A 19,495-nucleotide genomic window follows, 5' to 3' on the forward strand; every position below is an offset into this window, starting at 1 on the left:
CCGCGTAGTCCACCGTCACGTCCCAATAGATATGTCAAATCAGTATAGCTGAAATGTGCAGCTAGGCAGTTCCCGCATGGATCGACCATCCCTACACTGCAACGCATGCACCACTGTTCCCGCTTGATGCGAAGCGAGCAGCGGGCTCTCCTCTCGGAAAGAGGAGCCGAAAAGTTCATATTTTGGAGACGTCATGAAAGCAATCGATCTGCGCGGTTTGGTCCCGGCACCCGTTACCCCCTTTACCCGCGATGGCGCGGTGGACCACGCAGCAATTCAACGACTGGGTTCCTGGCTCGGCAGCATTGAGGGTGTTAAAGGCCTGACGGTGCTCGGCCACGCTGGCGAAGGCACGTTCATGACGCAGAAAGAACAGGCTCAAGTCATCGAAAGCTTCGTGAAGTCCGTCGACGGCAAGATCCCGGTCATCGCCGGTATCACGCTCGAAGGCACCGAAGTGGCAGTGGAAGAGGCCAAGCGCGCGGTCGAGGCCGGCGCGTCGGCCGGTCTGGTGTATCCGTCGCACGGCTGGCTGCGCTTTGGCTACCAGAAGGGCGCACCGCAAGACCGTTACCGCGCCATCCACGAAGGCAGCGGCTTGCCGCTCATCCTGTTCCAGTACCCGGACGCGACCAAGGCGACTTATAACCTCGAAACGCAGCTGGAAATCGCCGCACAACCGGGCGTCTTTGCGATGAAAAACGGCGTGCGCAATATGCGTCGCTGGGATGTTGAGATTCCCATCATTCGTCGCGAGCGTCCGGAACTGCAAATCCTGACCTGCCACGACGAGTATCTGCTGCACACGATGTTTGACGTCGACGGTGCGCTCGTCGGCTACGGCGGTCTCGCTCCCGAGCCGCTCATCGAACTGATCAAAGCAGGCAAGGCGAAAGACTACCAGGCCGCGCGCGCGATCCATGATCGCCTGCTGCCGGTGACGCGCAACGTGTACCACCGTGGCTCGCACATGGAAGGCACCGTGGCCCTCAAGCACGGTCTCGTGGCCCGCGGCATCCTTGAGCACGCCACGGTGCGCTCGCCGTTGCTGCCGCTCGCAGAAGGCGCGGACGCCGAAATTGCAGACGCGCTTCGTTCGGCGGGCCTCGTCGACTGAGTCGGGAGTGGCACACCCATCGCAGGATGACGATAGCGAAGCGATGCCCCCGCTTCGCTATCAGCGCTGAGCAGCAACGGTGACGCGCGCGACCTCGTTCCGCGCATCGCCCATAACAGGATCGGGAAACGACCAAAAAAGCGCCGGCGTCGCGACATACAAGAGAACAACGCGATCGGTGCTTCACAACAAGAAGAAAAACCAAGGGCCCATAAAATGCAGCTTATCAGGAGACAGCATGAACACCCCTTCGACCGCCTACGGCGTCGGCCTTGGACAATCTCCGAGCGAAGCACGCCCCGTGAGCGAGCAGATGCGTGCTGCGAACCTGTTGTTTCGCATCGAGAACGTACCATTCTGCAAGTGGCACACCAAGGCGCGCATCATCATGGGCAGCGCGACCCTGTTTGATGCATTCGACGCCCTCTCGCTTGCTTTCGTCCTTCCTGTATTGGTAGGCCTTTGGCATCTTTCTCCCGGCCAGATCGGCGTGCTGATCGCCGCCGGTTATTTGGGGCAAGTCGTCGGCGCGTTGGTCTTCGGTTGGCTTGCCGAGCGCCTGGGGCGGGTGCCGAGCGCCACCATAACGGTCGGTGTCATGTCGGCGATGAGTGTCGTATGTGCCTTCACCGGCAGCTTCCATATGCTGTTTTTGATGCGCTTTCTGCAAGGCATCGGCGTGGGCGGAGAGGTGCCCGTAGCGGCCACGTACATCAACGAGCTGTCTCAAGCGCATGGCCGAGGACGCTTCTTTATTCTGTACGAACTCATTTTCCCGCTGGGTCTCCTCGCGGCCGCGCAGCTCGGTGCGTTCATCGTCCCTCGCTTCGGTTGGGAATATATGTTTCTGATCGGCGGCATTCCCGGCATCGCCGTCGCGATCCTGATCGCCCGCCTTCCCGAATCGCCGCGCTGGCTTATTTCGAAGGGGCGTTTCGATAAAGCTGAACGGATCATCGAGCGGCTCGAGGCAAGCACGGCGAAGCGCAACCTCGATACGCAGACGCAGAAGGCCGAGGTCGACGAGCGGGTGGTGAGCCTTCTGAACGGCGTCCAGTCAAAGCAGAAGGGAAGCTGGAAGGAACTGTTCTCCCCGTTTTACCGAGGACGCACCGTTGTCGTATGGTTGCTCTGGGCGAGCTCATATTTCGTGGCCAATGGCATCAACAACTGGCTGCCGAGCCTCTACAAGACGGTCTACCATCTGCCTTTGCAAGAGTCGCTTCACATGGCGTCCATCTCGAACGTCCTGAGTACGTGCGGGGTGCTTGCGTGCGCGTTGCTAATCGATCGAGTGGGGCGCAGGCGCTGGGCGATGGCGTGCTTCGTCATCAGCGCAATTTTGCTTGCTGCACTCGGCATTCATGGTGCAGGCAGCGCCTGGTCCGTCATGTTCCTCGGATCGTCGGCCTACGCTGTGATGGCAACTGCAACGGTTCTGTTGTACCTGTACACGCCTGAAATCTACCCCACCCGGATGCGCGCCATTGGCACGGGTCTCGCGACTTCCTGGTTGCGAGCGGCGTCCGCCGCTGCGCCAGCAATCGTCGGTGTCGTCTTGACAGGGAAGGGAATTGCTGCGGTATTCATTATGTTTGCCGTGGTCAGTGCAGTAGGCTTCTTCGTCGCCGCGCGAATGGTGGAGACGACTAATCGCGCGCTCGAAGAGATTTCCCCGTAGCCCTCGCGTCCTTACGGCTCCTTCCTGAGATGACTCAAGGGAAGGAGCCTTCTTGCGCGTCACGCCGTTAGCTTCAGCGACATGCTTGCAATAAGCGCCCCCGCTCCAAGGCTGCCCGTCAGTACTACTGAGTGGATGGCCCACAGAAATGGTCGCTCACAAAAATATGAATGGAGACACCGTAAATGAAAAAGGCACAACGGGTCATGGCCCGCCTTCCTGCGCGAAGAGTTGTTGGTACGCTTGGAGTGATGGCGATTTTCTGCGCGGGTCTGGCAATGACTTCTGTCGACGCATGCGGAGATAGCGGCTCGCAGGTCCAACTTTATGGGCTCGTCGGCACCTATGTCGGGAGTGTCAAACGTAGCGATACGCCGCAATCTACGGTACTGATGGGCAGCGGCGGACTGACCACTTCCTTTTGGGGCATCCGCGGCAACGAAGACCTTGGCGGCGGCGTCAGCGCCATCTTCGCCCTCGAGAGCTTCTTCCAACCCCAAAACGGTGCGCAAGGTCGCAATGCGACGGATCCATTCTGGTCACGCAATGCGTACGTGGGCTTTATGGGCGACTTTGGCCAGTTGACCTTCGGACGGCAAAGAAATCCGACGTACACGGCAGAATCCCTCGTCAATCCGTTCGGATCATCGACCGTCTTTTCTCCGCTCGTCCTCCAGACGTTCGTGACCACCTATGGCGGTACCATCATCGGAGATACGGTGTGGAATAACACCGCCAAGTACACCACCCCGAACTTCAAGGGCTTCGGCGCAACGGTAATCTACGGCCTTGGCGGCGTCGCGGGTTCGCCTGGCATCGGTAACCTCGGCTTTCACTTGAGCTACCAGAATCACGGCCTCACGGCCGTGCTGTCGGGCCAGCGCGTGCGGTACACCGCAGCCGGACCGGTGGGCGCGCAGTACGCCTATCTCGCGGGCGCAGCGTACGACTTCAAGGTCGTGACGCTCTACGGAGCGTGGGCGATGACAAGTGACGTGAGCACGCCGACAGGCAGTCACACCTACGAGGCGGGTTTGTCGATCCCCTTCTCACCTGCGGACTTCCTGCTTGCGGAGTGGGCGCGTACCCAACGTTCCGGGCCGACGCCGACGACCAACAGCCTTCGCAACACAGCCTCTCTCGGCTACGACCACCTTCTGTCCAAACGGACAGACATTTACGCGATCTACTCTTACGACAAGCTGAGCGCCCATCCCACCGGCAACACGTTTGCGGTCGGCGTTCGGCATACGTTCTAGGAAGCGCTTATCCCTTCCCTCTGGTGGAATCAGAGATATTCAGCCCGCCGATGTGCGGGCTTTTCTGAAAAGCTCGGTAGGGCTAGCCCGTTGAGTGTTGACATAACGTCATTTACCGCAATTGCATAGTGATCCTAAATACGATCGACGATTGGCAACCATGGCCCGGGGCGTGCACGTGAGCAACCGCGGCGCGCGACGATGAAACGATGAAACAGGTTCTTCGAGCGGCGTTCAGTGTGGCGAGAAGGGGGGTATTACTGGAGGTGCGCCGCGCCTGCCAGCGGCGACTGCCGACCGCTGACCGCGAACCGCTCCAAGCGCTCGCGCGCATCCACGTGCATGTAGCGCAGCGCCCGTTCAAGCTGGCTGTCTGCCTGGCACAAGATGGCTTCGAACAGCGGCGCGTCGTCGGGTCCGAGCCGCCAAATGCGTTCGCGCTCGGCCCGTTTCAGGCAGCGTTCGAGCGCGTCTTCGGCGCGGGCATACACGACGGGATCGGTGTCGCCGTAGCCCCCATCCTGAACGTAATACGTTAGGTGCACGAGCCGCACGAGCTCGTTAATCGGATAAGCGCTACCGGATTTTCTCTTGCAAGCCACCCACGTCAGATGTTGAGCCAACGAGACTTCGCATGCCGCGCTCTCTTGCAGCGGCAGGAGCATCGCTTTGCTGAGGGGGCCGCGGGCTTTCCGCACAGACGTGCGGACGGATTTCCGGTTCGCGTAGCGCGTGGACATTTGAAGGAACGATCAGAGGGGTAGAGCAGGTAGCCCGATTAGTTTAGCAAAGCCCTCGTCGGTGACTGCGCGGGCCTAACTGCACGGCGCCTGCGTTCAATGAGCCTTCTTGGGCGTTTCGATGATGTCGATCACGTCGAGCGCGCGGAAGTCGTCCGGGTTGCTTGTGAGCAGCGCCAGACGATGTTGATGCGCCTGTGCAGCAATCCAGAGATCGTTATAGCGCGGACGAGGACTGCGCCCGGCGTGCTTCATCATGATGGCGAGCAAGCCAAACGATTGAGCCGTTCCGCGCGTCACTTCCAGCACCGGCATCCGTTCGACCGCGCGAAGCAACATCGTGCGTTCTGCACGCTCGCGCGGGTCATTTGGGATCTGGGCGCCAAATTCCAATTCACCAAGCGTGATCGCGGAGACATAGATCTGTTCCGACCCGGCGATGTTGCAGATCGAGTCCAGATCGATGGCGCCATGCGCGGCATCGATCCAGACGCAGGTATCGACCATTATCGCTGCCACGGATCACGCACCTCATCGTCGAAGTCGGCGTCGCGAATGTCGGCCTTGTAACGCTCAGCCGCTTCACGCGAGATCCTCGGAAGCCGCTCAAAGGCATCACGAAGCATGACCGCGCGCACCGGCGGACTAATCGTACCCAGCACGGTGTTATTGCGCGTGATCGTGACCGATTCGCCGCGAGCCAAGGCGTCGAGCACCTGATTCGTGCGCCGGGCGAGATCGGTGGCGGTGACAGTAGCCATGAATGCCTCCGGTCGAGATAGTACGCATTATACGTAATTTATGTACTTTGACCAATGCTGACCGAGTACCCCCTGCAGCGGGTCCCATGGGTCAACGCTCCACCCGCGCAGTTCACGTGGATCACGACCAGAAAGGGCACTGAGCTGAGCGGGAATCACAGCGACAAGAGGTGGCAGGCGGCACCGGAACCGTGTCACCGCAGGCGCGAAGGCGATCCGCAGGGCGACTCAGCCGCAGCGATTTCGCCCCCACGGTAATCGTCTCGAAGCGACGCGCTTGTGGTCCCGCAGGCGCGAGGAAGCGGTGGACTGGAGGCGCGGCTTCAGCCGCCGGATGTTTCAGCGTTGGCGCGTCACGGCCTGCAGTACGGCACGGCCATCACCTGTCAGGCGAGGGCGCGAGCGCCCAAGGGCGATCTGCTCGAGCTCGACCAACTGACGTTCCAGCAGCGTATCGAGCTCTTCGCGGGCAAGGTCAATTTGGTCGGGCGCGGCGCTGACCAACATTAGCGTGGCAAATTCGTGGGGACTTAGCATGTCTGTCTCTCCCTCAGTTTGCGCTGATGTTAATGTTTTTGTTATTGCGTAACGTCCGGTAATCCCGTTAGCGAAGAAAGTTCCGTTTCGAATGACTTAAGGAAGCCGCATGAGCTGTTGGCGTATGCCGCAGCGCCGAAACGTGCCTCGACTAACATTTGTCCAAAGTCGGCTGCGATTAAAACATGCGAGGCGCGAGCAGGTTAATGCTGGAAAACACCAAGCGATTCAAATAATGGTCCGTTCGTTTTAGGTTTTGATTTAAGAATGATGCGATCATTTACATAGAAACGTTCTTTTCAGGGCGGGCCGCCAGCCAGTGGAGTCTAGCTTCGGCGCGCGAACGCGCGCCCGCTCCCGGCGTCAAGCTTCGTCGCTCGGGTCAAGCATCTCGAGCCGGAACTGCCATCCTTCGAACGCCAAAAGCATCGCGCCAAGGTCGTTCCATTCGATGCGACGTCCATCGATCATCACGCACGGCTGAGGGGCGTGTTCCTCGCCGTTCCACTCGATGCGGCCTCGAACGGTCGTGTTTGCAATCAGCAAACGGCCGGCATCGGGTTCAAGGTGCTTCATGCTTAATGCCCGCTTCATCTTCTGAACCAGTCGACCCAAGAGGGCGAATGGCTCCGATTCAGCTTCGCCCAGTATCTGAAAGCGGTAGCCAGCGGTTTCATCGTCGCCCACAAGCTCGAATGCCTCCAAAGAAAGCTGATCGCCGAGCAACAAGCTGCGGAAGTGAAATTCGTGATCGTTGTCGTCCACGTCACGCAGACGAAGCGGTCTAAAGCTCGGATGCTCGAATCCGTGCAAGTCAGCGAACTGCGCCCATTTCGGTGTTGAAGCATCGGCTACAGAGGACACGCCAAGTGCCGTCCGACGCGGCACTGACGAAGTCGTGCGCAGGTCCGGTCGCACTGCAGCGATCACATCGGGATTGCGTCATGAGAGAACCGGCGAGCGGTCGACGTTGCGAGGATACCGAGATTGTTACATGTGAGTCGGTGCTGGGTGCGGCCAAGAAGTGCCGCAAATTGGTGGTTGCAAAACGCGACATTGCTAGAACACGACATTCTCATGCTGCTCTTACACACGCTGTCACGGCTTTTTTGAAATGTCACGTTTAGCAGATACTGCACGCCATGGACAATGAGGCGTTCTCCCCTTGCGCTGGGAAACAGCACTTCACCCGCACGGGGATTGACGGCATCGACCATTGTCAAAGCAAAAATTGAAAATGTCGCACCCCCAAACAAGCATCGCGAAATGGCGTCCGGAGCTTGCCCGTCGCTAAAGCAGAAACGGGCTGGCCAAACTCAACTACGGCCCGGGCGGGGTGACGCGCGTTGATAGACGTCCATTTTTTGAAAGCAACACGGCGATCGGACGCGTCATCGGAAATTGCGAGCAGATGATGCTGTGCTGACCATGATTGGAACCGCAAGGAAAGCTCCCGCGACACCCCATATCGCCGACCAAATCGCCATTCCGGCGAGTATTGCGAAGGGACTCAGGTTGAGCGAGTTACCCATCAGATACGGATCCAGCACGTTGCCGACGACGAAATGAATCAGCGTCAACGATATCAGCAGTGCAACTGTCTCGCCTGACAGTCCGAACTGCACAAGAGACATCAGGAAAGGTAGGAGAATGCCGAGCACCGACCCGATATACGGGATGTAATTGAGCAACGCGATCAATACAGCCCACAGACCGGCGAGCTCCAGTCCCATGAGCTTCATTACGCCCCAGCAAAGCAGGCCTTGGGCGAGTCCGAGGAGCGTTTTCAAAGCGAGATAAGCGCCGATTCGATCGTTGATGTCGTCAATCACGCTGCTGATTCTTGCCGCGCTTTGCCCATTGGGTGCCATGGCCGCCAATTTGCCAGCAAACAACCTCCTTTCGATCAGCAGGAAGCACGCATAAAGGGCAACCACGAATATCTTCACCATAAATCCGGAAAGCGACGTGACCATGGCGCCGATGAGCGACTGAATGTTTAGTTCTGCGACAACGCTTCGCCGAAGGGAATCCCAAGTAGGCTCCGTATCAATCCGCAGAAGCAAAGCGCCCTTATGCAACTGGGTCAGTACGGACTCCTGGTAGCGGGGGGCGAGCGTCAGAATGGCGTCCTTGTTGGCAGCCACCATATCCACGGCGAGGAAAATGGCACCGGCAAGCGGCAAGATTGAAAGCGCATAACAGACCGGTTCCGGCAGCACCGGCCCAACGACCTGTGGCCGGTTGGATAGTAGGTGATCTGAACGTTTCTGCGCAGCGACTTATCGAGGCCGAGATGCGACAACGCAAATTCGGTTGCAAAGAACGGTGTCGCCAGATCGAAATAGCCGTTTAGCGACAACACCCGCATCGCCGGATTCTGCCGCGTGGTCGCTGCGAGATCGCCGGCCGCGTATGGCAACTGACGCACCTCCCCCAGGTTCCCGGTGCTTCCAGTCCCACCGTTTCAACGCATTATTATTGAAGACAAGATAACGATCCTCGATCTTGTACTTCAGGTCCTGCGTGAGATGCCGATGGAGTGCGGCGGCGAACGCGCCGGAAATCCCGCTCGCCGACGGATCATATTCCGGCCGCTCGCCTGAATCGTCATAATGAACGCCTGCGAAACGGGCATCGAAGCGGCCCACACAGCGCGATTCGCTTCTTAGCAACTGCTTACGGAAGCGCGTCGGCCACACACGGAGATGCGTCTCCTTCACATATTGCGGAACGAGTCCGGTGTGGGCCGCGATCCGCGCGGCCATCGCGTCGCGCGTGGAGTCTGGGAGCGCGTCGCCGAGCGCGAGCGCCTGCGCATAGGGACCGCGTGCGAAAGCGCGCACCTCGGCCAGGAAGGCGGCCAAATCGGGCCGCTTTGGCGCAATCCTGTCGTGATACCACGTGATCGCGGCGAACGTCGGCAGGTAGCTTATGTTCTCGAAATCTGATCCGGACGAAAACGCCGCGGAGTCGAGCACGGACGACATCAGGATGACGCCGTTCAGGGCAATGTTGTCCTGATTGAGCCGGTACGCAAGCATCGCAGCTCGCGCGGTGCCGTACGACTCGCCGAACAGGTACTTCGGAGAATTCCAGCGCCCTGTAACAGTCAGATTGCGCTCGATGAAACGGTCGAATGCGTCCAAATCCTTATCGACGCCCAGAAGTCCTTGTCGGTGGCGCGGCCTACAGGCCGGGACAAGCCCGTTTCCACGGCATCGATGAAGACGAGATCGGAACGGTCGAGCAGAGTGTCGGGATTGTCCGCCAGGACGTAAGGGGCGGGTGGCGTGGCCGCCGGGCTTGCTGTTCTTACGCGCTTCGGCCCGATCGGGCCCATGAGCAGGAACATGCTGCCCGTTCTTGGGCCGCCGTTGAACAGGAACGTGACAGGACGTTTTGCGCTGTCTCGCGCGTTAGCCTTATCCGCGACGTAAAAGACGCTTGCGGTTGCGCGTCCGGCCTTGTCGCGCAGAAGCAGATTTCCGGCCGTCGCGTTGTAGTCGATGGTCTTGCCATCGACGCGGATCGTGACCTATCCGGCTGCCGTCCACGAGCTAGGCCTTGCACCTCACTATGAAAAGCATCGTGCCCCGACGCAATTGCCGGAAGGAACTTCCGATCGCCGACACTGCGGCCAGCAGGACGAGCGAGCAACCAGTCGAATGAAGCCTGACTAATCGGCGGCCGCTTTTTGTGCGGCGCTCTTTGGTCCTGGAGAAAAAAACGCGCCCAACCAGAGATTTGATCCACCCCTCGGTTTTGAGATGTCCGACGCAGCCTCAAATGGTCATTTGAATGGCTGATACCGGGAATTCCTAAAGTCTCTTCCGGATCGATTTCGCACTTTCAGGGGAGGACGTCGGGGTCTTTCGTGATCTTGTCCCCCACGCCGTCTAGCCTGACGCGGGCCGCGCCGGGCCTTAGCGTTCCCGGGTCGGTTAGGGGGTCCACTGTCTGCAACGACGACTTTTCGTCCGCGAGACGCGGTTCCTGCTCTCGAGGCCCGATGTTGCAGAATCAACTGCGCAGTGCTCGACGCCCGAGACGAACCATACTATGAACACGGGCCGGCTACGCGAACGGATGGATTAAAATGCATGTAAGACGCAGCCTCATTAGGCGCCCGTCTATGAGTGAGGGGTGTGCTTTGAACAACGATATGTTCTCTAAAGCGGCAGTGTGGTTCGTGATCGCATTGGTGTTGATTACGGTGTTCAAGCAGTTCGATAAGCCTCGCGTCCAGGAAGGTGTGTCCTATTCGCAGTTCATGGACGACGCGAAGAACGGCAAAGTCAAGAACGTCACCGTTCAGGGCCGCAATCTCACGGTCACTCCGACAGCCGGCCAGACGTACCAGATCGTGTCGCCCGGCGACATCTGGATGGTCGGCGATCTGATGAAATACGGCGTTCAAGTCAGCGGCAAGGCTGACGATGAACCGAGCGCGCTCGTCTCCGCGCTGTACTATCTCGGGCCGACCATTCTGATCATCGGCTTCTGGATCTACATGATGAGGCAGATGCAGGGGGGCGGCAAAGGCGGGGCGTTTTCGTTCGGGAAGTCGCGAGCGCGGCTGATCGACGAGAACAACAACGCAATCAATTTCACCGACGTCGCGGGCTGCGACGAAGCGAAGGAAGAAGTCGCGGAGCTCGTCGACTTCCTGCGCGACCCCCAGAAATTTCAGAAGCTGGGCGGCCGCATTCCGCGCGGCGTGCTGCTGGTCGGCCCTCCGGGTACCGGTAAGACGCTGCTGGCGCGCGCCATCGCCGGTGAGTCGAAGGTGCCGTTCTTCAGCATCTCAGGTTCGGACTTCGTGGAAATGTTCGTCGGCGTGGGCGCGGCCCGCGTGCGCGACATGTTCGAGCAGGCGAAGAAGCGTGCGCCGTGTATCGTGTTCATCGACGAACTCGACGCGGTCGGCCGTCATCGTGGCGCTGGCCTGGGCGGCGGCAACGACGAGCGCGAGCAGACGCTGAACCAGATGCTCGTCGAGATGGACGGCTTCGAGGCGAATTCGGGCGTGATCGTGATCGCAGCGACCAACCGTTCCGACGTTCTCGATAAAGCGCTGCTGCGTCCGGGCCGTTTCGACCGCCAGGTGTATGTCGGTCTGCCGGATATCCGGGGCCGTGAGCACATCATGAAGGTGCATCTGCGCAAGGTGCCGATCGCGAACGACGTGGACGCATCGGTCATCGCGCGCGGCACGCCGGGCTTCTCCGGCGCGGATCTCGCGAACCTCGTCAACGAAGCCGCGCTGTTCGCGGCGCGTCGCGGCAAGCGTATCGTAGAAATGCAGGACTTCGAGGACGCGAAGGACAAGATCTTCATGGGGCCGGAGCGCAAGTCCGCTGTGATGCGCGAGGAAGAACGCCGCAATACGGCATACCACGAGTCGGGCCACGCGGTGGTCGCGAAGCTGCTCCCGCATGCCGATCCGGTGCACAAGGTCACGATCATGCCGCGCGGCTGGGCGCTGGGCGTGACGTGGCAGTTACCGGAGCATGACCGCGTGAACCTCTATCGCGACAAGATGCTCGAGGAAATCGCGATCCTGTTCGGCGGCCGGGCAGCGGAGGAAGTGTTCCTGAGCTCGATGTCGACCGGCGCTTCGAACGACTTCGAGCGCGCGACCAAGATGGCGCGCGACATGGTGACGCGTTACGGCATGTCGGATGTGCTCGGCACGATGGTCTATGTCGATACGGAGCCGGACGGCATGTTCGGCAAGCTGGGCGGGAAGACGGTGTCGGAAGCGACGCAGCAGAAGGTCGACGCGGAAATCCGCCGCATCCTGGACGAGCAATACGCGCTTGCGCGGAAGCTACTCGAGGACAATCGCGACAAGGTCGAAGCGATGACCAAGGCGCTGCTCGAATGGGAAACCATCGATGCGGACCAGATCAGCGACATCATGTCGGATCGTCCGCCGCGTCCGCCGAAGAACATGCCGCCTCCGTCCGGCGACACGCCGCCGGGTGGCAGCAGCGGCACGGAGGTGAAGCCGGGCAACGCGCCGGCACGGCCTGATGTGCACCGCGCCTAGCTTAAAGTGCTCGCAGGCGGCACCTCCGGTCTCTTTCATCGAAATGAGATATATGCTTCCGAGCCTCATCGGTCGTTCGCGATCTTTGATCTGGGGCAACAGATCCGTTTGCGACTCCTTGCATCGCAACTGACGGATTCCATAGGCCTCCGTGCCGCGCAGGACACCACACTCAGTCTAAAGCGCACTGCACTTGACTGGCCGTGAGTATGACAACCGCCGCCCGCGGCATCCGGCTTGTCGTGATGGACATGTGGAAATCGTTTCGCAACGTCGCACAGGAACGCGTGCCGCATGAGGCTACCCGAAAAAAGATGTTTGACGAGATCAAGACACACTTGTGCGATGGCGAGAAGGTGCCGCACAGGCGCCTGATCCAGTACGTCAGGAATACTCGCCTTTATGCTTACCCACGCGGCGATCCGTCGAATGATGTACGAGGCGGCCGAGGCGCGGTCCAGGACAGCAACCCAAAGACGTTTCGTTTGTTCATGCCGTCTGCGTGCTGAACCGACGCCTGTCTGAGGCGGCGGCTATTCCCCCTGATCAGTGGCAAAGTTGGAGGCTCAAGCTGCTGCGGGAGATCGCCGGGGCGCGCGGTGCAAAGCCGCGGCAAGTGCCAATCCCCGCGGCGTGAAACGAAAGATGTCGAATTTTCCCGATCCGGCGACGATCGGAACCGCTGAATCAGCCGATCGCGCCCAAAGTGGTTGTAAGTGAATAGTGTTGGGCCTAACCGTGAGCTCTTGCGCCGGGTCGTTAGCGCGCCCGCTCTACAGCCAGTCATTGTGCGCGACCGCTCTACTGACTGTTCTCCATCGCAAGCCCGAGGCCAGTGGCGCCGTTCATGGACCTCGCTGCGCCGTGCGCCGCTACCGTAGCCCCGACATTTGTTCCGCTGCAAATCAATCACCTGCCCACAGGACGTCTGTGACGCGTAGGGACGACGTCGCTTCAGGGTCGTTCCCCCGGAACCCAAGCGGATCGGGGACGCAGTATGCGGGGCTGTTGGAAACTACCAACCTAGGAGATGTCATGCCTCTCAAACGAGGAACATCAAAGGAAACGGTGTCGCACAACATCAAGACCGAGAAAAAGCATGGAAAGTCTCAAAAACAATCCGCGGCGATAGCGTTGGACCAGGCCCGGAAATCCGGAGAAAAAATCCCGAAAAAAGCCAGAGGTAAGCGCTTTGCCGTCGCCGGCAATCATTAGGTGGACGCCTGCACGCTATCAACCGGGCTTCGGTTTGACGCGGCCAAGGATAGCGGTGAGCCGGCTGCTGGATGCGATTCAGATAACGCGACCGTTGGATTTTGAGGCGCCGATTTTTGTCTGCGCGAAAGGCAAATCGCGAGGCAGGGTGCTAGCTGAACCCAGCCACGGGCGCTTGAAATTGATCGCCGATAGCCGGCACCTCTGCCTCAGGGACGCACCAAAGCGGTTGAGCGATTATAGGCCTTCGCTAGAAACGCGCCGTTCGCGTGCCCGCAGGCCGCCTTGACGCGATGCGACGTCGGTGGCACCCGGCCGAAACGGGCGAGCGGCACGGGCAACACACGTTGTCGCCCGAATTCAACTAGAACTGATGTTCAAGAAGGGGGCATTATGCTGCAAACCAGCGAAATTCAGAAGCGCTTCAATCATCTTCAGCAAAACGATCAGCGACACGTCACGGACCTGTCATGCCGACAAGTCGATTCCAGCAGACCTGATGGACTCGAGGGATAAGCTTGATAAGGAATGCCAATCGGCAAAGAAAGTTATGTCGTCCAACAACGAGGACCGGATCCCGCGGTGCGTTGATGATCTCGAGCGGATGGGTGATCGCGCAGATCGCGCTTGCCAACAGGCAGCGCGTCTGGACGCCAGGATCTAGGATGCTCGTCACTTCGATGCATTCGGAACTTTCTGACCTGAAGCGTCAACTCCACTGACCTGAATGATCGAGAGCCCCGATTGGTCCCACCGGGATTTGGTCTTGATCTTCTGTGCTACCATGGCGGCGAGCTGCTTCAGTTCAATGTTATGGTTGCGTCCCGGATAACCAGTGTCCCTCGCATGTCCGCAGGCCAGTTGCAACGGCTTTACGCTCACTCAGCTGGCCGAGAGGAGTTGGTCCATCCGGGTCCCCCGATGCGCGATGAACTCATTTCATCCGCTCGCTCACACTTTCCTGCCAACGGGGCGGCAAGAAATCTGAAGGCGTTCATGAATGTCAGCACGACTGCCGTGGTGCCCTTGCGGCCGTCTGCGCTCGAGATAGAGGTGCCCGCGCCGTGACGCTCAGACAGATACCCGACGGGGCCGGATTCCCGAACCCGAATCTGCTGCGTCCGTCCCCGTCAAAAACGTGACGCGCCTTTGCTCCGGTCAATTGACAGTAAAGTCAGCTCAATGCCCGAATTCGACATGAACGCGCCCGCTACCGATCAGTGCGGACGTTTCCGAAATGCACGTCGATCTGTGCGTGAAGTGATGCGCCGGGCGGGCGCAGCCGACATCGCGGAGCGCAGCAATGTATTGCGGAATGGTTCCGTCGACACGGGCATGTCGCAGCGCCTGCCACTTGGCGGTAATCCGACGGCCCGCGATTCCTCCAGCCAGCATGAGCCGGGGATGGGTCAGCAGGACGACACGACGCTACGCAGCGGACGGGTTGTGGGCACGGCGCCGGCATTGGAGATAACGGAAGAGCCAGCCATTCCGCGCGCCACCTTGCAGGCTTCGGCATTGACGCCGGAACCCACCGGCGATGCTGCCGCAGGAACCGGAACGCAGCGCACTGCCTTCCCGTCGGGCAGGCCGGACATGGTCGGCGGGATGCAGCAGGTCACAACACGCGCGGAGGGGCGCAGCTCGGCTCCGTCGGTGGTACGGAAGCCGCAGTTATCGGCTGAACCCGACGTGGGGCTCGCGCGCACATCAGCAAGTGTGGACGGGGATCTCAGCTCCCGAGCAGCGTCCCGACCCGATGCCAGCAGCAGCGCCGAAAAGGCGCAGCAGACCTCGGAGACCGGTCTCGTGGGCGATCCTCTCATAGGCACCCCGCTTGACGACGATCCCTACGATGATGCATTTCGCAGCGACTATGACGCTCGTTACGCAAATACTGGCGCACCATACGATGAATATCGGCGGGCCTACACACACGGAGCCGCGCTCGGGCAGGACGAGCGATATCGCGGGCAGGAGGTGGGAACGGATTGAACCGAGCGCTCGCGAGGATTGGGGGTCACGTTATCCGGAAAGCAGGTGAGAACGATTCAAGGCTGCCGTGCGGCAAGGCTGGGAACGCGTGACGGGCCACTGACGCTGTCTGCCGTCATGCTGCAGTGATCGCTGATCGCGCGGTGGCTGACAGCGTGCAATCCAGGCACGGCGAGCGGAGGCCCGTCAGGGCGGAGTCTCGGGGTCTCGGCCTTTAGGCGGGGCGGTCGTGTCGGCGTCCAGTTTGTCGCGGCATTCCTTTTCACTTTTGCGCTGGAATCAACATTCCGATACACGTGGATCACGCCGCCATCCGAGGACGCTTCTTCGTTCGCGGCTGGGCTGCAGTCGATTGCAGGGAGTCGCGATCAGGTATACAAGGCACGATCCGCGAAGAAGCTTTTATTGGAGCGCGCGATAGCTAACCGTGTTCGAGGCTGATCGAGTTCACTCTAAGTCTGATTGGCGAGCGGCATAGGCGCGCCGTCGAGCCCACAACAAAGACACTTCGCGCATTACCGGCAGTCCATCGGGGAAAGAGATGATCCGCTTCCTAGAAGCATCTGTCGCCGCCGTCTGTACCTGTTGCTGCGACCGGTGTGTCGTGTGGCACCAGTGGCTTGCCCATTTTCTTTTGGGCGTCGCGGTGCCCGTCGCGATACTCGCGAGCATTGCGTGCCCTGCGTTTGCGACGACTCCGGCAGGCACGCCGCCGCCAAGCGTTGAGCAATCCGCGCCGGCACCGAAAGCGGCGCGGGCACCCGAAATCGCGGCAAGCGCCACACCCAAAGCACAACCAGCGCCTGCGGTGAGCGCCGCCGGAGGGCCGGATTTTCCCGCCATCGCCGAGCGATACGGGCCGGCCGTCGTGAATGTCAGGGCGGCCACGCCCGACGTTCAGCCGCAAACGGCCACCCCCGACACCCTCGATGCCGACGATCCGCTCCTCGCCTTCTTCAAGAGTGTTGCGCCGCAATTCAAGGAACCGGCCAATCCTCCGGGCGTCCTCTTCGCCACGGGCTCCGGGTTCATCGTGAGTGCCGACGGTCTCATCCTCACCACCGCCATATCGTGAACCAGGCCGACGAAGTCAGGGTGACCCTGACCGACCGGCGCGAGTTCAAGGCGAAGGTCCTGTCCATCGATGCCGCAAGCGACGTCGCGCTGCTGCGCATCGACGCGACCGGGCTTCCCGCCGTCAGGCTCGGCGACTCCACCAAGGTGCGGCCCGGCGAACAGGTGCTGACGCTCGGCTCGCCCGCGCGCTATCAGACGACGGTCACGGCGGGCATCGTCAGCGCGACGCCGCGCGATGCATCGGACGGCAAGCGCCCTGCCTTCTTTGAGACCGAGGTGGCAAGCAATCCGGACAATTCCGGCGGCCCGGTCTTGAATCGCGCCGGCGAGGTCATCGGCATCGACGTGGAAGTGTATGGCGGCTCGGAGCACGTCCCGAACCTGACCTTCGCCATTCCGATTGACGCGGCCAGAGCGCGCATCCAGCCCGAAGGACCGCGCGAGGTAGCGAAAGGCAAGCTCGGCATCCAGGTGCAGGACGTGGACCAGGGACTCGCGGGCGCCTTCGGCTTGCCGCGGGCGGCGGGCGCGCTCGTGATTTCGGTCGCGCCCGCTTCGCCGGCGCTCGACGCGGACCTGAAGCCGGGCGACGTCGTCGAGCAGGTCGGCGACAAGCCGATCGACCATGCCGCGGACTTCGTCGCGCAGGATGCGGCGCTCGCGCCCGGCGCAACGGTTGCGCTGCGGATCGTGCGCGACGCCAGGCCGATGACCGTGACGATCAACCCGCACGAGACCGTGAAGGCCGTGAAAGCCGCGAAGGCCACGCAAGCGCCGAAGACCGAAGCGAGCGCAGCGGACCGGCTCGGTCTCACCGTGCATCCGCTGACCGATGCCGAGCGCCGCACGAACGATCTGCCGCAAGGCCTGATGGTCGAGGCCGCGTCCGGGGCGGCGGCGAAGGCGGGCATACGGGCCGGCGACATCGTCCTCGGCGTGAACGACGCGCTCGTCGAATCACAACAGGAACTCGCCGCGTTGACGTCCAAGTCCGGCAAGAAGGCCGCCTTGCTAATTCGGCGTGGCGGTACGCGCAACTTTGTGTCCGTCGATTTGAAATGAGAGTCAAGCCATGATTCGGTGACGACTGGCCGCCAGTCACGAACTGTATCGTCCGTCGCACGCCTGTTTCTGCTGGCAGCGACGACAGTTTAGTTGTAGTTGTTGGCAACGCGGTCCGGCATGGGGCCCCGCGGCGGCCTGGACGACGGTCGTTTGCCGCAAAATCGCTTTCTAGTCGAGCTCGAGTTTCCCAATGAAGTATGGAATTTGCGAGAAGAACTCGATGTGCCTCGTTTGCCGCCGGCATGGTCGGCAATTCCCGCCGGCCAGGCAAGCGTTAAGATCGGTTGTGAAGGGTTGGACTCGATGCGTTCGCTAATATTGCTTGTACCGTCGGCAATCGTCCCTGAGGAACGAGTTGCCTCACTAACCCGAAGCATTCGCTATCGCAGAAGATTACGCCACGAGCAGTCCGCCTGTTTGAGTACAACCGTCTTTTCCGTAGCTAGCCGGCCCGCGTTATTCGCCACATTTCGAGGGGCAGCATGAAAGAGGCAACAGCAGCGGCGTTTCTGATTTCAAGTGCGTATCTGCCTCAGGCCTTCGCGCAGCAGGCTCCGTCCGATGTAGACCTTCGAGCGGCATACTGCCTACCGATCGTCAATCAACAGGTGGCTGTCTACCAGAATGCACTCTCCAGCCCCGGACACCCATTGCCTGCGCAGCTAGAACAGATGATCAAGAACATGGCTGCAGACGCCCAGGGGAGGGCCGACCACCTGAAGCGCTATCTGCAGCGGAGGATCGCAGACCTCGACGCAACCGCATTGCTAGCAGCCGCGGAGCAAGGGAAGCAGGACTTGCAACGCGGGGCACAGGATGTAATTCAATGCATGAGCTCCTGCCAGAATGACACCAATCCGGCCGCGTGCACGTCTTCATGCAGCACCGACACGTTGGCTAGGGTGAGAAGGTGCACGAACCTGGACTGGCTGCCCCCATAAACGGGGTCTGGGTGTCGATTTAACCGGACTTGCACGCAGACCGGGGCAATCCTGTCGTCCTCAAGCCGCCATCCTCTTAGATGCTCACCAGACGGGCTCGGTCGAATGCCAGTAGGCCGCGTGGCCTTCGCCGAGCGGCGTGAAATGGAAACCCCCGATCTCCCACCAGGTGAGGTCCGGGTCCAGGCGACCCCGAGGTCGGCTTTCTTGATGTCGTGGTTGGCAATTCCACCTCCCAGTTGTGCCCCGAACCGGTCAGCGTGCGCCGCCGCCGACGTGAAACCGAACGCGGCGAAAACCAAAAGACGGGCCAGCGAACGAGGCCAACGACTCTTGTGGATATGCACGAGCACCCCATTTACTCGAAACACGGGCGTTTTAATTAATCACGTCTGGCGGATTTTAGTTTGCAGCGCATCGCGTGCGCGATCGTGCTAAGTAACCGTCTCTCATGGGGCGGCATAATGGCGCCAGCAGACACCGGGGGTAAAACGCGAAATCGGAACGGATTCCGGATTGCGGTTTTTTGCCAACCGCCCCAAAACACATTCGTCCGTCCCGCACAAGTCAGACTGCTTCCAACCCGCGAACCAATCCATACGGATAACTAAGCTTAGGCAGACCGGTCGTCCCGCCAGGCGGTGCTCTGGTGCGGCGCGACGATTTCCAGGCAAATTCTCAGAAAGCGGTTTTTCAAAGCTGTCATTGCGGGCGCATTTTCCGCGTTGCGGATGCGCATAATTGTCTGTGTCGAGGTATTCAGCGCGCGAGCGACTTGCGTAACCGTACTTCCGGAAGACAAAGCCTTGAGGGCTTCGGCCCGCGCCGCACCACTTAGGCTGCATGGGCGCCCGACAGATTGGCCGGCGTTGATGGAGACGATTGCCGCTTCCTTTGTACGAGCACGACGCAGCTCGTGGTCCAGCGCCGCTGCCAGCTCCAGCGTTCTTATCAGGATGTGGTCTCGCAAAACACGGCGGCCTCAAAAGCGAGGTGCAACACTTGTCTCGTATAAGGTGTTGCAATGCCCGACAAAACTACTTCGTACCAGC

General features: G+C 60.4%; 18 protein-coding genes and 2 pseudogenes. 10 read left to right on the forward strand and 10 right to left on the reverse strand.

Annotated elements, in window-relative coordinates; all coding sequences use genetic code 11:
- Nucleotides 1-193: 193 nt before the first annotated feature.
- From AWB75_RS31040 to AWB75_RS31050, 3 genes are all read left to right on the forward strand, one after another.
- Nucleotides 194-1,117, forward strand: coding sequence for a dihydrodipicolinate synthase family protein (locus tag AWB75_RS31040; protein ID WP_061127840.1), 924 nt, complete (start codon nucleotides 194-196; stop codon nucleotides 1,115-1,117).
- Nucleotides 1,118-1,355: 238 nt separating this feature from the next.
- Nucleotides 1,356-2,798, forward strand: coding sequence for an MFS transporter (locus AWB75_RS31045; RefSeq protein ID WP_061127841.1), 1,443 nt, complete (start codon nucleotides 1,356-1,358; stop codon nucleotides 2,796-2,798).
- A 185-nt stretch (nucleotides 2,799-2,983) separates the two neighbouring features.
- Nucleotides 2,984-4,057 carry a porin gene (locus tag AWB75_RS31050; protein ID WP_061127842.1) on the forward strand — a complete coding sequence of 358 codons (1,074 nt, stop codon included), beginning with the start codon at nucleotides 2,984-2,986 and terminating at the stop codon, nucleotides 4,055-4,057.
- Between the two features lie 257 nt (nucleotides 4,058-4,314).
- Here AWB75_RS31050 and AWB75_RS31055 read toward each other — a convergent pair whose 3' ends face one another.
- From AWB75_RS31055 to AWB75_RS39540, 9 genes are all read right to left on the reverse strand, one after another.
- Nucleotides 4,315-4,797 carry a hypothetical protein gene (locus AWB75_RS31055; RefSeq protein WP_061127843.1) on the reverse strand — a complete coding sequence of 161 codons (483 nt, stop codon included), beginning with the start codon at nucleotides 4,795-4,797 and terminating at the stop codon, nucleotides 4,315-4,317.
- A 96-nt stretch (nucleotides 4,798-4,893) separates the two neighbouring features.
- On the reverse strand, nucleotides 4,894-5,304 hold the full coding sequence (locus tag AWB75_RS31060) for a type II toxin-antitoxin system VapC family toxin (protein WP_061127844.1): 411 nt from the start codon (nucleotides 5,302-5,304) through the stop codon (nucleotides 4,894-4,896).
- On the reverse strand, nucleotides 5,304-5,558 hold the full coding sequence (locus AWB75_RS31065; RefSeq protein ID WP_061127845.1) for a type II toxin-antitoxin system Phd/YefM family antitoxin: 255 nt from the start codon (nucleotides 5,556-5,558) through the stop codon (nucleotides 5,304-5,306). Before AWB75_RS31065 ends, AWB75_RS31060 begins: the two co-directional genes overlap by 1 nt.
- Nucleotides 5,559-5,897: 339 nt before the next feature.
- On the reverse strand, nucleotides 5,898-6,095 hold the full coding sequence (locus AWB75_RS31070; protein WP_087087054.1) for a hypothetical protein: 198 nt from the start codon (nucleotides 6,093-6,095) through the stop codon (nucleotides 5,898-5,900).
- Nucleotides 6,096-6,458: 363 nt separating this feature from the next.
- Nucleotides 6,459-6,959, reverse strand: coding sequence for a DUF7713 domain-containing protein (locus AWB75_RS31075; RefSeq protein WP_235012310.1), 501 nt, complete (start codon nucleotides 6,957-6,959; stop codon nucleotides 6,459-6,461).
- Nucleotides 6,910-7,152: a DUF7685 domain-containing protein gene (locus AWB75_RS39665; protein WP_456061789.1), complete on the reverse strand. Its 243-nt coding sequence runs from the start codon at nucleotides 7,150-7,152 to the stop codon at nucleotides 6,910-6,912. Before AWB75_RS39665 ends, AWB75_RS31075 begins: the two co-directional genes overlap by 50 nt.
- A gap of 334 nt (nucleotides 7,153-7,486) precedes the next feature.
- The gene (locus AWB75_RS31080; protein WP_087087056.1) at nucleotides 7,487-8,317 is read right to left on the reverse strand and encodes an AI-2E family transporter; all 831 of its coding nucleotides are present in this window, start codon (nucleotides 8,315-8,317) and stop codon (nucleotides 7,487-7,489) included.
- Between the two features lie 60 nt (nucleotides 8,318-8,377).
- The gene (locus tag AWB75_RS31085; protein WP_200823060.1) at nucleotides 8,378-9,244 is read right to left on the reverse strand and encodes a hypothetical protein; all 867 of its coding nucleotides are present in this window, start codon (nucleotides 9,242-9,244) and stop codon (nucleotides 8,378-8,380) included.
- A complete protein-coding gene (locus AWB75_RS39540) occupies nucleotides 9,208-9,450 on the reverse strand; it encodes a hypothetical protein (RefSeq protein WP_200823061.1) in 243 nt (80 codons plus the stop codon). The genes AWB75_RS31085 and AWB75_RS39540 overlap by 37 nt, the downstream gene beginning before the upstream one ends.
- A 798-nt stretch (nucleotides 9,451-10,248) precedes the next feature.
- Here AWB75_RS39540 and ftsH point away from each other — a divergent pair.
- The 7 genes and pseudogenes from ftsH (at nucleotide 10,249) to AWB75_RS31120 (ending at nucleotide 18,443) form a co-directional block, all read left to right on the forward strand.
- Nucleotides 10,249-12,150, forward strand: coding sequence for an ATP-dependent zinc metalloprotease FtsH (gene ftsH / locus AWB75_RS31090; protein WP_061127847.1), 1,902 nt, complete (start codon nucleotides 10,249-10,251; stop codon nucleotides 12,148-12,150).
- Nucleotides 12,151-12,359: 209 nt separating this feature from the next.
- Entirely contained in the window at nucleotides 12,360-12,659 is a 300-nt protein-coding gene (locus tag AWB75_RS31095) for a hypothetical protein (RefSeq protein ID WP_061127848.1), read from the forward strand.
- A 526-nt stretch (nucleotides 12,660-13,185) separates the two neighbouring features.
- Entirely contained in the window at nucleotides 13,186-13,365 is a 180-nt protein-coding gene (locus AWB75_RS31100; RefSeq protein ID WP_087087059.1) for a hypothetical protein, read from the forward strand.
- A 393-nt stretch (nucleotides 13,366-13,758) separates the two neighbouring features.
- Nucleotides 13,759-14,087, forward strand: a pseudogene (locus AWB75_RS38895) (hypothetical protein).
- 475 nt (nucleotides 14,088-14,562) lie between these two features.
- Nucleotides 14,563-15,360, forward strand: coding sequence for a hypothetical protein (locus AWB75_RS31110; protein ID WP_235012312.1), 798 nt, complete (start codon nucleotides 14,563-14,565; stop codon nucleotides 15,358-15,360).
- A gap of 604 nt (nucleotides 15,361-15,964) precedes the next feature.
- A pseudogene (locus AWB75_RS31115) lies at nucleotides 15,965-17,499 on the forward strand (trypsin-like peptidase domain-containing protein).
- A 485-nt stretch (nucleotides 17,500-17,984) separates the two neighbouring features.
- Nucleotides 17,985-18,443, forward strand: a complete 459-nt coding sequence (locus tag AWB75_RS31120; protein ID WP_061127850.1) for a hypothetical protein — start codon at nucleotides 17,985-17,987, stop codon at nucleotides 18,441-18,443.
- A 613-nt stretch (nucleotides 18,444-19,056) separates the two neighbouring features.
- Here the strand turns inward: AWB75_RS31120 and AWB75_RS31130 are convergent.
- Nucleotides 19,057-19,413, reverse strand: a complete 357-nt coding sequence (locus AWB75_RS31130; RefSeq protein WP_061127851.1) for a helix-turn-helix domain-containing protein — start codon at nucleotides 19,411-19,413, stop codon at nucleotides 19,057-19,059.
- Nucleotides 19,414-19,495: the final 82 nt, after the last annotated feature.

Source organism: Caballeronia catudaia (assembly GCF_001544755.2).
Lineage (GTDB): Bacteria > Pseudomonadota > Gammaproteobacteria > Burkholderiales > Burkholderiaceae > Caballeronia > Caballeronia catudaia.

Excerpts from the sequence above, each read along its gene's own strand:
- AWB75_RS31065 (WP_061127845.1), bottom strand. The coding sequence starts at position 5,558 with ATGGCTACTGTCACCGCCACCGATCTCGCCCGGCGCACGAATCAGGTG.
- AWB75_RS31040 (WP_061127840.1), top strand. The coding sequence starts at position 194 with ATGAAAGCAATCGATCTGCGCGGTTTGGTCCCGGCACCCGTTACCCCC.
- AWB75_RS31120 (WP_061127850.1), top strand. The coding sequence starts at position 17,985 with ATGAAAGAGGCAACAGCAGCGGCGTTTCTGATTTCAAGTGCGTATCTG.
- AWB75_RS31095 (WP_061127848.1), top strand. The coding sequence starts at position 12,360 with ATGACAACCGCCGCCCGCGGCATCCGGCTTGTCGTGATGGACATGTGG.
- AWB75_RS39540 (WP_200823061.1), bottom strand. The coding sequence starts at position 9,450 with ATGTTCCTGCTCATGGGCCCGATCGGGCCGAAGCGCGTAAGAACAGCA.
- AWB75_RS31060 (WP_061127844.1), bottom strand. The coding sequence starts at position 5,304 with ATGGTCGATACCTGCGTCTGGATCGATGCCGCGCATGGCGCCATCGAT.
- AWB75_RS39665 (WP_456061789.1), bottom strand. The coding sequence starts at position 7,152 with ATGTCGCGTTTTGCAACCACCAATTTGCGGCACTTCTTGGCCGCACCC.
- AWB75_RS31045 (WP_061127841.1), top strand. The coding sequence starts at position 1,356 with ATGAACACCCCTTCGACCGCCTACGGCGTCGGCCTTGGACAATCTCCG.
- AWB75_RS31100 (WP_087087059.1), top strand. The coding sequence starts at position 13,186 with ATGCCTCTCAAACGAGGAACATCAAAGGAAACGGTGTCGCACAACATC.
- AWB75_RS31110 (WP_235012312.1), top strand. The coding sequence starts at position 14,563 with ATGAACGCGCCCGCTACCGATCAGTGCGGACGTTTCCGAAATGCACGT.
- AWB75_RS31050 (WP_061127842.1), top strand. The coding sequence starts at position 2,984 with ATGAAAAAGGCACAACGGGTCATGGCCCGCCTTCCTGCGCGAAGAGTT.
- AWB75_RS31070 (WP_087087054.1), bottom strand. The coding sequence starts at position 6,095 with ATGCTAAGTCCCCACGAATTTGCCACGCTAATGTTGGTCAGCGCCGCG.
- AWB75_RS31055 (WP_061127843.1), bottom strand. The coding sequence starts at position 4,797 with ATGTCCACGCGCTACGCGAACCGGAAATCCGTCCGCACGTCTGTGCGG.